Genomic DNA, 14536 nt, shown 5'->3' with positions numbered 1-14536 from the left:
TATGTTTATAAATTATTCTGAGATTGTCACATTATTTCCTTTTGTATGAGCATTCATCTGTGGCGCATAATAGTTCTGCATGGTCGTAATTCCGTTGGAGAACTTCCCGGATGCATTGGCCACCACATCGTATTCAAAAACATATTTTCCTTTCGGCATGTACTGAATATAGAAATTGGTAGAGGCATCTTTGGTCGACTGATAATACCCAAGGTTATTTTTCCATTGGTAACCTGAAAGCACATCTGTAGGTTCAAATCCAGCTGCACGCATATCTTTAATATGAATAAACTCCATCGCTCTGTCGGTATTCAGGATCATTCTTACCGTTATCTTATCTCCTACTTTCAACGGAGTTTCGGTTGAGATTTTCTGAAGTTCTTCACCGTTTACGGTTTTCACTTTCTTATAAAGTTCTTTTGTCACGGAAATATAGTTTTCAGAAGATTTGATTTTATCGAGATCTTCATAATACTGCCAGAACAATCCTCCCTGAACAATTCCGGGACCAGGTTTTGTAACGGTGACAGTTGCTAAATTTTTATCTACTGTTTCTGTTTTCACTGTTGATTTCACGTATCCCGTCGCCTGCGTCTGAGGAGCCAATTCTTTTCCGCCCCAAATGATGGTAGCTTTATCGCTTTCTGTTCCAGTCCATGATTTTCCTGAATTCAAAATAGTGAAGATCACTTCTGCCGTACCTCTTGAGCTTCCCCATGAGTTGACTTCTTTCTGGGTTACCAGCCAGATTTTCATGTCTTCGATAAAGTTTTGGTCATTGGATTTCAACTTATTGAAAGCTTCCAATGCTCCTGCATGGTTTACGACTTTAGAACCAAACCATCCCCAGTCATTCAGGTTTTGTTTCCAGTAAACCCCTTGTGTTTTTGTATCTGTAGAAGTTTCTTTAAGGTAGGTCATCAACTTATCAGATACCTCTTTCAAACCATAATCATTCATCAATAATGCCGAACGGTGAAGTCCGAAGAATGTGAAATCTGTGATTTTAGCTGTTTTTGCTTTTTGTTTTACCAACGTTTTCAAGGTAGCTCCTTTTCCTTTTAAAGGATATTGCTTTTCCCAATAGTTTCTGGTATCAAGATAATCCATCGCCCAGTTGTTCCAAACGTTGCCTTTTTTCACATCAAAATATTTGCTGACCTCATTGTCTACATATTGAATCAATTTTGCCACTAAAACTTTCTGTTCTGAACTCTGATAGTCTTTCACATTATCTTTTAACCATGAATTGATTTTTCCTAAGTTTTTCAGGATATACAACGATGTTCCGTAAGAACTTGGATAACCGGGATACCATGAGAATCCACCGTCAGGGTTTTGCAGTTTTTTGAAATCATCCCAATCCTGATTGATAGAATTTTTCATCGTATTGACATCAAACAATAATGCCAGCTTCTGCATCTGCTCCCCTTCATTTTTACTTTCCAGTACCCAAGGAGTTTCTTCAAGCAACAACTGTTTCAACTCTTGATTTTTCTCAAGATTTGAATTTAATAATCCTTTATTCTGATATTCTTCAAAAATCGTTTTCATTTTCGGGTTGGCTTTGAATATTTCTGAAGCCAGCACATCTGCAAACCATTTGTTAAAGATCACATCCGCAGAATTATTCTGATCATTTTTCAGACTTGGAAGCGCAAACATAATCTCCCAGATCGGATTCGTAGTCAGCTCCAGTGTATTGGAAACATTAGAAGCTGTCGTAGAGGTATTATTTTTAAGATTATCCAGTACAAATGTCTTGGTTTCACCTTCTTTCACAAAAACAGGAACGGCATCCGTCACCAGCATTCTGTTTGGTAATACGGCAATGGCCTGTTGCTCCCCATCAGAATAGGCTCCAGCTTTGGCAACAACTTTGAAAATAATAGAGGAAACATTGTTCGGAACTTTCAATTTCCATGTGAGTGCACTGCTTCCATTTTCATTCAAATTGAAATTTTGTACCCCTGAAGTGATTCCGAATTTTGAAGAAATATTTTCATTGGTAAAAGCATCCAGAATCTGTAATTCAGCAGAACCATTCAGTTTTTTATCGGTAAGGTTTGATAGTTTCGACTGCAGATTCAGTTCATCTCCTTCTCTTAAGAATCTAGGATAATTTGGTGTTACCGAGAATTCTTTCTGCGTTACCACTTCTTTTTCCAAAGTAGCAGCTCTTGTATCTTTAGTGTGTGCTAAGAACATCAGTTTCCATTTTGTCAACGCTTCCGGAGAAGTGAATTCAAAGCTTACATTTCCTTCGGCATCGGTTTTTAGATCCGGATAGAAGAATGCCGTTTCGTTCAGATTTTTACGAACAGCTACTTTGTCCAGATTTTCTTCAGAAGATCCTGGAGGAGGAGTTTCTACCTTCGGAGCTTTTACAGGTTCAGGAACGACATTCTGAATGACCTCTATTCTATCTTCTGCAACCGCAGCTCTGGCAGTTTTAAATTTTGCCCCTGCAATGGGTGATGGTGGCGGTGCATAAGCCGGAGATTTCACTCCTTCCTGAACCATAACTCCAGCTACTTCTCCCTGCAATACATACGAAAAATCACCATCAAACCAGTTAAACTGAGGAACTGCTATAGATCTGTCTTCGAAATATCTCAATCTCTTCTGATAGTTTTGCTGCTGCAGATAATTTTTGATCCCATAAGAAGTTACAATCACAAATGGGGTATACAATTTTCTCCAGCTGTAATTATTTGCGGCAAACTGATCCAGAGACATATCATACATATTGGCCAATACCTCAGCATTGATCTTTTCTTTATCATTTCCGGTTACTTTTACCGTCCATTTTTCCTTAGCATTCGGCTCAAGCTTATCTCTGAAAGTTACCGTTTCAATTTTTAAAGGTTTTTCTGTGTCTTTTATTTTTAAAGAAACAGATTCTGTATTCACATCATTGAATGCTACCAGCTGAAACTGAAGGTTCAGATCTGATACACTTTTATCTTTAGGAATTTCAGCGGTATATTCTAATATTCCTTTTTTCATCTGATGAACTTCTGAAACAGTTTTTCCGGATCCATCCTGTACAAAAACATTGACCAACGCATCAGGAACTGCAGAAAACACATAGACTTTCGCCTTTTCTCCTCTTGACACTTCTTCTTTTGGAGCAATCACAGTAAGGAAAGTTTTTTGAGTAGGTTGTAAAGCTGTTTTATCCCAAACACTGAAATACTGAGAAGTTTTGATGGTATCTTTTCCTTCTATATTGAAAAGTTCCAGCTGATAATCTCCTGTTTCCAGTTTTCCTAAATCAAGATTGGTCGAAAGCTGAGTATTGTCAGTAGATGGCTGTTCTTGTCTTTCAACCAGTACTTTTTCCGTTTTCCAGTTTTTGATCTCATCATTTTTATCAAAAAGATCGTGTGGAAATTTGCTGATAAATTCTTCTTTTGAATATTTCGGAAGATTCTGAACATCAGATTTGAAATTATCTCTGAAAATCCTGTCTGAAGCGGTCAGTTTTGATAGTTTAACCTGATATGGCTTTTTAAGATTCTGTTCGTTATAGTTTTTAGTTTCTACCTTTAATTTTACATTTTCGTCTGTAAAAATATTGCTGATATTTTCTGCCTGAATATAATGAGAAACCGAAGCCACTTTCAATTGGGTATCCGCTGTCTGCGTTTCACCATTGATGTCTGTAACGGATGCATTGATGGCATAATTATCAATCTGTATTCCTTCCAGTTTTTCATCTTTTTTAAGCTCCAGACGGATAACAAACTCTCCTTTCTCATTGGTTTTTGCTTCTCCAAGAATTGAGTTTTCATTATCATTATTCTGTGGATACCAGCTGAAGTATCTCCATCTGATATTCTGTTTCTTGATTTCATAGTTCACTGTGCTATTGTTCAGTGGAACTCCGGAGAACATCACAGCTTTTCCTTTCAGTTCTATAGTCTGTCCGTATTTGTACTCCTCTTTTACAGGATCAAAAGTGACTTCAAACTTAGGTCTTTTGTATTCTTCTACTTTGAAATTTTTATATCCCTGGCTTTCTCCGTCTATTCTCAGATAAAAATTACCATTCAGCTTTCCTTTTGGAAGGATGAAACTTCCATGATAAGAACCAAATTCGTTGGTAGTGAGCTCCTGTGAAGAAACCTCTTCACTATTGGTATTTAATAAAGTTATTTTTTGTTTTAATCCAGAAAGAACTCCTTCAACTTCCTTATCGATTCTTGTATTAATAACTTTAAAATAAACAGTCTGTCCAGGACGATATATCCCTCTGTCTATGAAAATCTGAGCGGTTGAGCGGGTCTGTTTATTAGGATTATAGTCATCAGCATATCCTCTGTTTCCATACACCTGCATGATCTGGAAATCATTCGTCTTCGGCTGCTGGATCAGGAAAGTTCTGTAATACTCTTTACTTTCGGTTGATGGGAACTTAAATACTCCATTTTCATTGGTTTTACCTTCAATTTTAGTTAATGTCTTATTGGAAACAAATTCATAAAATCTAAGACCTTCATTGGCTGAAGGTTTACCATTTTCACTATTCACTAATTTCAACTCGTCTGCAAGAGGTTTTCTGTCTGTTTTAGACTGGTAGATGATCTTGTTTCCTGAAACCAAAAAGTAAAAATTCTGTCTGGAGTCGGTATCTTTCATATCAGCTCCAGCAACAGTAAATTCTGCTGCATAAGCTCCTGAAGGAAGTGGTTTCACCTCCAATGAAGTTTTATGGTTCTGATAATCCTTAGGGTCCGGAAGCTGGAAGGTTTCTTTCCTTACCAGATTCTTTTTCAGTTTTCCAAAGGTATTGGAATAAGAGTTCTCAGCATATTGAAGCAATGAAGTAAAATCGTCTTTCACTTCATAAATATTCAGGGTAAATTCTGATACATTCTGATATTCTGCCACAAAATGAATTGGCAGGTTATTCTGAGTCTGAGATTCGTATTTGAGAGTCAGATAAGGATTGACAATCTGAGCTTCTTTGCTTTTGATATTCTCGAGGAAAAGAGATTTTGGATATTCACTTTTAGCCTGAGCTGCCAGTGCAATAGCTTCTTTAGGTTTCTTCTGGGCAACAAGTTCATCCATAATATCACCCATGATCATCACTTTATAATCCCCTTCTACATTAGATTTCAAGAGATTTTGAAGCTGCTGAAGTTTATCTTTGCAATGATTGAAATTACAATTCTCAGTCAACTTTTCCTTCATGAAATACAGCTTTGAATTTCCGCTGTTCTGGTCGATCAGTTCATCATAGATGGCATTGACTATCGTATGGTTTGTTGCCAGCTCATTCTTGGTGAAAATATTGTTTTCAGATAAAAATGCTACTTTCTTTATTGCATACCAATCTGCCAATGTTGGAAAATAGGCTATGTCACTCGTTCCAGAAAATATATTCTTATACTTTTCCAGGGAAATCTTTTTCATTTCAGGCTTCTCCTGATCAAGTTCCTGGAAGTTTTTAGTCAAATAGTTTTTAAAATCAAGCTTACTCCAGGTTTCAATCTGTGAAACATCCTGAGAGTTGACATTGGTTCTTCCGTTTATTTTCCATGAGTTCTGGTCGTAATAATCCATGAAAAAACCATTCAGTAAGACTTTGTATACCAGTTTGCCTTCTCCGTTCACTTTCCCTTCTGCATCCTTAAGTTTTTTGAAAAATTGGGAAGCAGAATTGTTCTGGTCATCATCCACAGTTTGGTTTACAATACTGAACTCAGCTTTCAGAGATCGGATCAGTTCGAAGGCATTATTTTCTTTCATGGCTTGTTTTTGTATGTCTAAAATAATGGGAAGATTAGATTTATAAGCTCCTTTCGTACTGTTTTTAGCAATTTTTTTCCATTGGGTATCGTAGTATTTCTGTGCGGATACCGTTGAAAAGCTTAGCATTACAAGCAAAAGCAGAAAAATCTTGGAAAATCTTTTCATATATATTAATTTTGATAAATGAACATCTTAAAAATACTCAAAAAAACCATCATAGACAGCCAGATTTATGTCTCCCTTATGGGAACTCTTTTTGCAGTATTTTTCATGACAGAGCAAAACACATTCCGTTTCCCTACTTTTGCCCTTATTTTCATCACTTATTTCAGTGGTTATCTGTATACTAAATATCAATATACCAAGCATTTTTTCAAAATACTGGTTGTGAATGCACTCGCAGGAATCACCTGTGCTCTCCTGATCATTTATAATCATAATGAAATAAGACTATTGAAATGGTTCATCATTGTGGTGCTGGGATTACTTTACAACAGCTTTTTCCTTGATGTTTATATCCGAAAAATCCCTTTATTGAAAGTTTTTTATGTAGGATTGGTATGGGCTCTGGTCAATTGCTGGCTCACTCTGCCGGAATTCAGTATTCCAATTTTTCTGATCAGTTTTTTCTTTATCACGGCACTTGTCCTTCCTTTTGATATTCGGGATATGAATAGTGACACCGTAAAAACCTTTCCCATGCTGATAGGGGTACAAAATACCAAATATATTGCGTATGCCCTTGTTTTCATCAGCTGTATTATCGCTACCTTCTATCTTGAATTACATTATGCTTTGGCTTTTTTTATGGCAAGCATTACAACTTATATTTTCATCTATTTCTCTGATAACAAAAGAGATGACACTTATTATTCATTCGGGGTGGAAACTTGTTCGGCACTTCCTTTTTTATTTTTACTAATAATGGAGTATTTTTGACGAATGATTATCAAGAAGCTTTCCCTCTACAATTTCAAAAACCACTCAGAGAAAAAATTTGAATTTTCGCCACAGATAAATTGTTTTGTGGGAAATAACGGTGTGGGAAAGACTAATCTCCTGGACGCGCTGCATTATTTATCCGTAGGAAAAAGCTTCCTGGGAAATACTGATCTTAACAATATAAAAACAGAGGAAGATTTCTTCACCATTGATGCAGAAATTCAAAATGAGGACAGCGAAGACATCATTAGAATTACCCAGCCCAAGGAAGCTAAAAAGGTGATCAAGAAGAATGATAAAAGCTATGACAGGCTTGCGGACCATATCGGTTATCTTCCGAGTGTGATGATTTCTCCCTATGATTCCAATCTTATTTCAGATTCTGGGGAAAGTAGACGAAAGTTTCTGGATTCTATGATCTCTCAAACGGATTCAGAATATCTTTTTGACCTCATCCAATATCAGAAGACCATTCAGCAGCGAAATGCTTTGCTGAAATATTTTGCCAAAAACAGAACGTGGGATAGAGATTCACTGGAAATCTATGATGAGCCTATAACCCGATTCGGAACCAAAATTTTTAAGAAAAGAAAAGAGTTTGTAGAGCAGCTAAACCCTATTGTTCAGAATTTCTATGAGATTATTTCCGGTGGAAAAGAAACGGTATCTGTTATTTATGAATCTCATCTGCTGGAAGATTCTTTTGAAAAGCTTTTAAAAGATAGTATTGAAAGAGACCGCATGCTGACTTATACTTCAAAAGGAATTCATAAGGATGATCTGCTTTTTGAGATGGATCATGTTCTGATCAAAAAGATCGGGTCTCAGGGACAGCAAAAATCCTTTCTTATTTCGCTTAAACTTGCCCAAATGAGCCTTGTGAAGGAGTTAACAAAAAAGACCCCTATCCTATTGCTTGATGATATTTTTGATAAACTTGATGATACAAGAGTTTCACAATTGATAGAACTAGTAAATAAAGAAAGCTTCGGACAGATTTTCATTACGGATACTCACAGAGAACGTACGGAAAGCGTGGTGAAGAAAATCAATGAGGAAAGTATAATTTTTGAAGTTTAATGGTATAGAGGTACGAGATTCGGGTTTTTGAAATACGGGATGCTAAGTGTGGGATACGAGGTATGAGATGCGAGCTTTGGTATAAAGTGACCAATCATTTTCTTTATCATCAAAATGTTTTTTTATCTTAACTTACTCTCCTAAAACACAAATGATATGAGTTATAGAAATCTGGATATCTACAAAATAGCTTTTGAATTATTCTTGAAAACCCATAAAGCTTCCCTGCTTCTTCCTAAATATGAACTATTTGAATTAGGCAGCCAATTAAGAAGGTCTTCTGACTCAGTAATTACAAATATTGTTGAAGGCTACGGAAGATCATCCTATAAAAATGATTACATTCGCTTCCTGATTTACAGTCATGCAAGCAATGATGAAACAATTAATCATTTGGAAAAAATTATGATATTATATCCTAATTTTATCTCAGAATTTGAAACATTAAGAAATGAATACAACACATTAGGTGGAAAGCTCAATATTTATAAAAAATGGGTCATAGAAAATTGGAATAAAAATAAATTACAATAAAACTCAAAATACACAACCCAAAAACCTGATCCCGAAGCATGTAACTCGAGAATCTCGAAACTCCCAACCCCGAATCACGCACCCCGAAACCCAACTATGAAGAAGAAAAAACGTGAATATCAATCCTCTGAACTGGTAAAATCTTTTGCCAGAATCTATGGTTTTGAACATAAGCTTGTTGCTTTTGACATTAAAGATTTTCTTGAAGAGTATCTTGATGAAAGCCTTTTCAAGGAAATAAGAAGTGTCAATATTGAAAAAGAATGTATTATTATCAAAATTGATTCTCCTCTGCTGAAACATGATTTTAAAATGCGTAAAAGCTTTTATCTCAAAAAGTTTCAGGATAAATTCGGAGCGGAAAAATTTAAAGACCTTCAGATTTTATAGTAATTATAAGGTTAAATTCATATAAAATAATTCACCATCGGTGAAATTATTTAAATTATATCGAGTTTAATCTGTATCTTTAATACTCATTAAACAAACTATTTTTTACTATGAAAAAGATACTTACATCAAAGAAATTATCCCGAAAAAGTTTAAAAGCAGTGCAAGGTTCAGGTGGTCGAATGACATGCTGTGCGTTAAGCTGTCAGAACCTAAATGAATGTGGTTTTTGGGAGCAGCTTCCTGCAGAATGTCCGGAGCTTCCTTATTGTGTTTAAAAATAAATATCTATAGAAAAATGCTACCCTCGGGTAGCATTTTTTATTTTAAATACGATTAATGTTCTTCTGATTTATTAGAAATGGTACTGCTCATCAAATCATCTGCTTTTTTATCCAGTCCTGAGCTTAGTGGCAGGAAGAATTTCAGCGGATGCTTCGCAAAGTATCTGAAAATTTCTTTATAGATCTCACTTACCTGTCCGAAATTCATCTTTCTGGATCTGAATGCCAGAAACATCGATAAACTGAAACTTACCAGGAAGTTAAAGAAACCTATCAGGAATACAGTTATAAAAGACATCCAGAACGTATAGGAATCTACTGAAAAATCTTTCCCATACAGTCCCAATGCAAAGTTACCTGCCGCAAAGGTAATGTGTCTAATATCCAGATCCAGTCCAAAAAACATTCCTACCGGAGCTGTTGCTCCCAGAAAAACACCAAACCAGAAATTGGAAATGATTCCCGGCCAGTTTTTAGCATAATATTTTGAAAGCCCTTTCGCAAATTTTTTCCCAAAGAAGCTTCTTATCGAAAGGTTTTTAGCAATTCTTTCAGGAATCTGATAAAACACAGAATTGTTTCCGATATTCCCCGAAATAATTCCGGAAATGAAAAGATAGAACCCTGCAATACTTGCATGCAGAATTGCTTTTGATTTAAAAGGATCCAGATCTTTTAATAATTTATCAGAACGTTCTACGGCAAGGTTTTGTGAGAAAAATACATCCAGCCCGTAAATGATGGCGAGTGCTATCGGAAAGGCAAGCAATACATTTCCTACAAAGGCAATGAACTGACTTCTGAATAATTTAGAAACTAAATGGGCAAAATCCGTATTATTTCTTTTGGCATTTCCTTCTTCAGATAATACTTTTGTCATCGTAGCAGCCGTCATAGCCGGCTGTTTTGTAGCAAGAGTAAACCCCATCAGATAGATCATCACGAATCCCATCGCGTAGTTCATGGAATACAGAAAGGCATGTGAAAAATCACTCCCAGGAATGTATCCATATAACATTTTCAGAACACAAAGTGCTCCTACAATTATTCCACCACCACTCGCTTTGTAGAACATGGTCATATATTCTTTCCTTGTAGAAGTAATATAGTGGGTTCCGGCTTCTGCGGTATGATTGGTAATAAGATGGGAAATCAGCCTCGTACTGTCGTTGATGAGATCTGAAATATTATTTTTATGAGATTTATAATTTAGAATATTAAAGATCAACTGCTTAGACTTTATCAGAACGTCCTCGTCGGTATCAATAACCAAGAGCTGAACAATCTCATATATTCTTTCGGTCTGCTGACGAATCTTTAACAGGGACTGATTGATCTTTCCGGAAATACCATATTTGGCTGAGTTTTTAAAAGCAATATTAACGAACTCCTGGCATTGTTCTGCATAGATTTTTATCTGCTTATATCTGCTGTCCTTAGAATGCAGCTGCATTTCAGGATCTTTTACCAGATCTTCAGCTAATGTTTCCAGCTCATTCTGAAGGGCTAGAAACGGATTGTGTAAATTCCTGTACTGTGGAGCCATTCTCACCACTTCCACTTCCATAGCCATCCCTGTAACCCTCCATGAAAGGATATTCATAGAGAAAATAAGCTCTTTTTTCACGTTGGGCCGGATAATAAAATCCGAAGCACCTAGCATGTTTAAAAACTCATCAATCTCATTTTCAGGAAGATTGTGAAGATATTTTAAATCCTTATTGGGTCTAAGACTGACATTATCAATCATATACCACACCGTTTTTTCATTTTCAACGGGTGGTAAAACCTTGTTCAGAATTCTTTTTTTAAGTTCCGGAAAGAAGGCATTTTCTGAAAGAATATTAGCTTCCGTCAGTGAAAGATTGAATGGTCTTCCCCTAAAAATATTGTGAATATAATGTTTAAAGTTCTCGGCAAAATTAGGATTGCTTCTGAAAAAATTGAGCACATCTGTAAAGTCTGCTTCTTTGATCGTCTCTAAAAACTCTGCAAAGGGTTCTAAAGAAAGGGTTTCATTCTTAAAAGAAAAATATTTTTTAAGAACTGACTCAAAGTTTGTGCTGGAATTAAAGAATTTCATTAGTACAAAGATACTATTTCAAACTCACATTCCTCATCTGTCTCATAATCCAATTATGTTTCTTTCTCAAATAGGGAGATGGATTTTTAGGATCATATTTCTTTGGATTAGGCAATACAGCAGCAATCCAGGCTGCATCTGAAGCACTTAGATCTTTAGATGGTTTTCCAAAATAATATTGCGCAGCGGCTTCTACCCCAAATACTCCCTGCCCCATTTCAATGGAATTCAGGTATCTTTCAAGGATAATATCTTTGCTCCACACTTTTTCGATGATAAAAGTATAGACTGCTTCCAGTCCTTTTCTCACCCAGCTTCTTCCCTGCCAAAGAAAAACATTTTTAGCAGTCTGCTGGGAAATCGTGCTTCCCCCTCTTACTTTTTTGCCTTTCTCATTATATTTCATGGCTTTTTCGATGGCTGTATAATCGAAACCGTCATGATCAAAGAATTTCTGATCTTCAGAGGCTATCACAGCCTTTTTCACATTGCTTCCCATCTCGTCATAGGAAATATAATCTCTGTGTAGTTTTCCGTATTCAAAAAGCCCTCCTATCTGGGTAATCGTTATAGGAGGATTAAAAAATCTACCCCATATAATAAAAACAACATTCAGAACAAGAACGATGAAGATAAGCTGTTTAATTTTTTTCCACATAATCTATAAAAAGGAAAGGCAAAAATAAGCAAATAGTATGAGTTACTGCAATTCTTTCATATAAGTAAGCTGATAATCGGGTAAAAGCTCTGGATGGAAGATCTTAATGTAATCTTTAAGGATCAAATCTGCTCTTACCACGCCACTTTCGAAGAAATCATTCGCTTTCAGCTTCTCTTTTCCTGCAATAGTGTATATTTTTCCTTTATTGAAGACATCAAGCTTCCCATAGAAAGGATTCATGCCCAGCATTTCTTTTTTGGAAGTATGGCTTCCTGCATTCACCCAATACTGAACACCCCCTGCTTTTGCATAGACTTCCTCAAAGCTCATTGTCAAAGCTTTTTCATCTTTATTATCCTTCATGATATAATTGGCATTGGCATCAGAAATATAATGAGCAACGGAAGTATTTCCACCCGGAAGATACCACACATCTCCATACATTTCATTAGCCAGGACAACCGGTTTTTCTTTTGCTGTTGAAGCCAGTTTTTTCAGCTCACTATAGTTTTTCTCAACTTCCTGATATTTAGCTTCTGCCTCTTTTTCTTTTCCTAAAAATTCTCCAAAAAGTTTGATATAAGCCGTTTTTTCTAATGGCTGCTGTTCCATATATTCATCCAGGAATATAACCTGAATTCCGTTATTTTTCAACAGTTCATAAGTATTGTCAAAACTGGCAATATGATTGGTAAAAATAGCATCCGGTTTCATGGAGATGATCTTTTCCACATCATATTTCTGCTCGCTTCCTACATTCTGGATTTTCCCTTCTTTAAGCAGACTCAGTATTTTTTCCGAATAAATATATTCCGGACTTGAAACCCCTATGATCAAATTTTCCGCTCCCAACTCTGAAATATACCCAGCCATACTTGCATTCAGCAGAATTATTTTCTTAAAAGGAGTTTGATTTTGCTTAAAATTATAAGTGAAATTCCCGGATTTTAGCTCCAAGACTCCATCATGTTCCTTAAATTGGGTACGACCTGAGATATTTGTCCAATCTGAGGACGAAATTTTTGATTCTCTTTTACAGGCTATTAGCGAAAATACCGTAAATAAAAGTAAAATTTTCTGTTTCATCTTTCAAAGAACGGAAAAAAGTGCTATATTTGCAAACCTTTAAACAACAAGGTAACACAAGGCCTCGTGGCGCAACTGAATAGCGCATCTGATTACGGCTCAGAAGGTTACAGGTTTGAATCCTGTCGAGGTCACAAGACCGACATTTGAAGTTTTTTCACTTCTTTGTCGGTTTTTTTTATTTCCTAACTCTTTGTTAATCAAGGCGATATTGCCAGCTAAACTGTTGATTTTTGTGGTTTGAAAATACTCACCGTCGAAAGTTAACTTTTCAGGATATATCAAACCAACAATTGCGCGCTTGTCAATTGTACTTGCGTTATTATATCTTTCAGAGATGTTGACAATGGCATTTAATGCTTGAGTCATCTTCTTCTCAATATCATCAGTATGACCAGAATTTTTTAATGAATTTAATTTAAAGTTGATATCTTCAATTTCCACTTTATACTTCATTTTAATTCTCTTAAAATCTTCTTCATCCAATTTATCTTCAAGATACATATCTCTTGCTTTGTCAATTCTTCCTTCAATAGCATTAAGTTTATTTTGCAAAACCTTTCTCTCATCATTTAGACCATTTGAAGCTATTGAAAAGTTCTGTTCTAAAATTGTTTTCAATATTTTCTCAGCACCGATGCTGAATCTAAATTTTGATAATTCTTCGACAAAAAGATCATTAACTATTTCAGAATTATGCCTGAAACCACATGAGGTTGTACAATGGTAATAATAGTAATGCTTGCTTCTTCCCTTAGCACTACTGGCAGTAAGAGTTTTATTGCATTGTGGGCATAATAGTAATCCCCTCAAAGGATAACGTTCTTCATTTATTATCCTTCCTGCTGGTAAGAAAGCATCCTTATTACTTTTACGATGAAGAACCCTTTGAACTTTCATGAAAAGTTCTTCAGAGATCAGTGCTTCATGTTTTCCTTCAACAATTTTTTCCTCCTCATCGTTATATGCCTTTAGAAATAATTTTCCGCAGTACGCTATATTTCTCAAACCATCCATAAATGAATTTTTCGTCAGCTTTCTGCCTTCTCTCCTGTTCATTTCTTTTAAAATAACTGCTGTAGGCAGATGTCCTTTCGCCACCTGCTTAAAGGCCCATATCATGTTTGTTGCTTCAGGTTCTTTAACCGCTACATACTTACGGCCGTCCTGTGTACATCTGTTAATATAGCCATATGGAGCGATACCCATCATTCTACCCTCTTTAATCGCTCTTCTCATCCCATACGTCACATTCAATGCTCTCCTGTCATTTTCCACCTCAGGCGTTGATAAATATATTGCTAACAAAAGTTTATTTTCGGGTACACGTAAATCTAACGGTTGTTCAATAGCCTGAGGCGTAATACACAATTTATTAAGGTTGGATATCATCTGATAAGCCTCACTGGTATTACGGCTAAATCGATCCCATTTTGTGAAAAATAAGAATTTGTTTTGTCTAGAACCTCTTCCTTTTCTAATACTAAAAAGGTATTTTTTCCATTCAGGCCTCTCAAAAGTTTTGGCAGAATGATCTTCATAAATAATTTTGTCAATCGTTATGTTCAGAGAAGAACAATGTTTGCGTAAACGCTCTTCCTGATCACGTTGTGAATACCCTTTATCTGCTTGTTCGTCAGTTGACACGCGAATATATAAATCAGCAACTTTCATAATTTTTTATTTAAAAGTGAAATAAGAGAACCTTTACAA

General features: G+C 35.8%; 10 protein-coding genes and 1 tRNA gene. 6 read left to right on the top strand and 5 right to left on the bottom strand.

Translation table 11 applies throughout. The annotated features are described in order from the left end of the window. Nucleotides 1–12: 12 nt before the first annotated feature. Entirely contained in the window at nt 13–5928 is a 5916-nt protein-coding gene (locus tag C1634_RS23395; protein WP_109739226.1) for an alpha-2-macroglobulin family protein, read from the bottom strand. An 18-nt stretch (nt 5929–5946) separates the two neighbouring features. On the opposite strand from C1634_RS23395, the gene C1634_RS23390 reads away from it, so the two are divergent. The 5 genes from C1634_RS23390 (at nt 5947) to C1634_RS26350 (ending at nt 8987) form a co-directional block, all read left to right on the top strand. After that, nucleotides 5947–6702: a UbiA prenyltransferase family protein gene (locus C1634_RS23390; protein WP_109739225.1), complete on the top strand. Its 756-nt coding sequence runs from the start codon at nt 5947–5949 to the stop codon at nt 6700–6702. Between the two features lie 3 nt (nt 6703–6705). Further along, nucleotides 6706–7785, top strand: a complete 1080-nt coding sequence (recF, locus tag C1634_RS23385) for a DNA replication/repair protein RecF (protein WP_103233799.1) — start codon at nt 6706–6708, stop codon at nt 7783–7785. Nucleotides 7786–7941: 156 nt separating this feature from the next. Further along, the gene (locus C1634_RS23380; protein WP_103233800.1) at nt 7942–8319 is read left to right on the top strand and encodes a four helix bundle protein; all 378 of its coding nucleotides are present in this window, start codon (nt 7942–7944) and stop codon (nt 8317–8319) included. 96 nt (nt 8320–8415) lie between these two features. After that, nucleotides 8416–8709, top strand: coding sequence for a hypothetical protein (locus C1634_RS23375; protein ID WP_103233801.1), 294 nt, complete (start codon nt 8416–8418; stop codon nt 8707–8709). A gap of 110 nt (nt 8710–8819) precedes the next feature. Then, nucleotides 8820–8987, top strand: a complete 168-nt coding sequence (locus C1634_RS26350) for a hypothetical protein (protein ID WP_153816320.1) — start codon at nt 8820–8822, stop codon at nt 8985–8987. A 58-nt stretch (nt 8988–9045) separates the two neighbouring features. Here C1634_RS26350 and C1634_RS23370 read toward each other — a convergent pair whose 3' ends face one another. The 3 genes from C1634_RS23370 to C1634_RS23360 are packed head-to-tail and all read right to left on the bottom strand — an operon-like array spanning nt 9046 to nt 12823. Next, nucleotides 9046–11076, bottom strand: coding sequence for a recombinase (locus C1634_RS23370; protein WP_109739224.1), 2031 nt, complete (start codon nt 11074–11076; stop codon nt 9046–9048). A 13-nt stretch (nt 11077–11089) separates the two neighbouring features. Beyond that, nucleotides 11090–11734 carry a monofunctional biosynthetic peptidoglycan transglycosylase gene (gene mtgA / locus C1634_RS23365; RefSeq protein ID WP_109739223.1) on the bottom strand — a complete coding sequence of 215 codons (645 nt, stop codon included), beginning with the start codon at nt 11732–11734 and terminating at the stop codon, nt 11090–11092. Nucleotides 11735–11776: 42 nt separating this feature from the next. Further along, the gene (locus C1634_RS23360; protein ID WP_165835389.1) at nt 11777–12823 is read right to left on the bottom strand and encodes an ABC transporter substrate-binding protein; all 1047 of its coding nucleotides are present in this window, start codon (nt 12821–12823) and stop codon (nt 11777–11779) included. Between the two features lie 60 nt (nt 12824–12883). Here C1634_RS23360 and C1634_RS23355 point away from each other — a divergent pair. Further along, a tRNA-Arg gene (locus C1634_RS23355) sits at nt 12884–12957 on the top strand. Here the strand turns inward: C1634_RS23355 and C1634_RS23350 are convergent. Next, complete coding sequence (locus C1634_RS23350; protein ID WP_109739222.1) at nt 12923–14497, bottom strand: recombinase family protein; 1575 nt, start codon at nt 14495–14497, stop codon at nt 12923–12925. The two genes, C1634_RS23355 and C1634_RS23350, sit on opposite strands and share 35 nt — an antisense overlap. Nucleotides 14498–14536: the final 39 nt, after the last annotated feature.

This window comes from Chryseobacterium viscerum (assembly GCF_002899945.2).
In the GTDB taxonomy this organism is placed as follows: Bacteria; Bacteroidota; Bacteroidia; order Flavobacteriales; family Weeksellaceae; genus Chryseobacterium; species Chryseobacterium viscerum.
The sequence above is the reverse complement of the archived record's forward strand: the minus strand, read 5'-3'. Positions and strand labels throughout refer to the sequence as shown.

Excerpts from the sequence above, each read along its gene's own strand:
- C1634_RS23370 (WP_109739224.1), bottom strand. The coding sequence starts at position 11,076 with ATGAAATTCTTTAATTCCAGCACAAACTTTGAGTCAGTTCTTAAAAAA.
- C1634_RS23380 (WP_103233800.1), top strand. The coding sequence starts at position 7,942 with ATGAGTTATAGAAATCTGGATATCTACAAAATAGCTTTTGAATTATTC.
- C1634_RS23390 (WP_109739225.1), top strand. The coding sequence starts at position 5,947 with ATGAACATCTTAAAAATACTCAAAAAAACCATCATAGACAGCCAGATT.
- C1634_RS23360 (WP_165835389.1), bottom strand. The coding sequence starts at position 12,823 with ATGAAACAGAAAATTTTACTTTTATTTACGGTATTTTCGCTAATAGCC.
- C1634_RS26350 (WP_153816320.1), top strand. The coding sequence starts at position 8,820 with ATGAAAAAGATACTTACATCAAAGAAATTATCCCGAAAAAGTTTAAAA.
- mtgA (WP_109739223.1), bottom strand. The coding sequence starts at position 11,734 with ATGTGGAAAAAAATTAAACAGCTTATCTTCATCGTTCTTGTTCTGAAT.
- recF (WP_103233799.1), top strand. The coding sequence starts at position 6,706 with ATGATTATCAAGAAGCTTTCCCTCTACAATTTCAAAAACCACTCAGAG.
- C1634_RS23350 (WP_109739222.1), bottom strand. The coding sequence starts at position 14,497 with ATGAAAGTTGCTGATTTATATATTCGCGTGTCAACTGACGAACAAGCA.
- C1634_RS23395 (WP_109739226.1), bottom strand. The coding sequence starts at position 5,928 with ATGAAAAGATTTTCCAAGATTTTTCTGCTTTTGCTTGTAATGCTAAGC.
- C1634_RS23375 (WP_103233801.1), top strand. The coding sequence starts at position 8,416 with ATGAAGAAGAAAAAACGTGAATATCAATCCTCTGAACTGGTAAAATCT.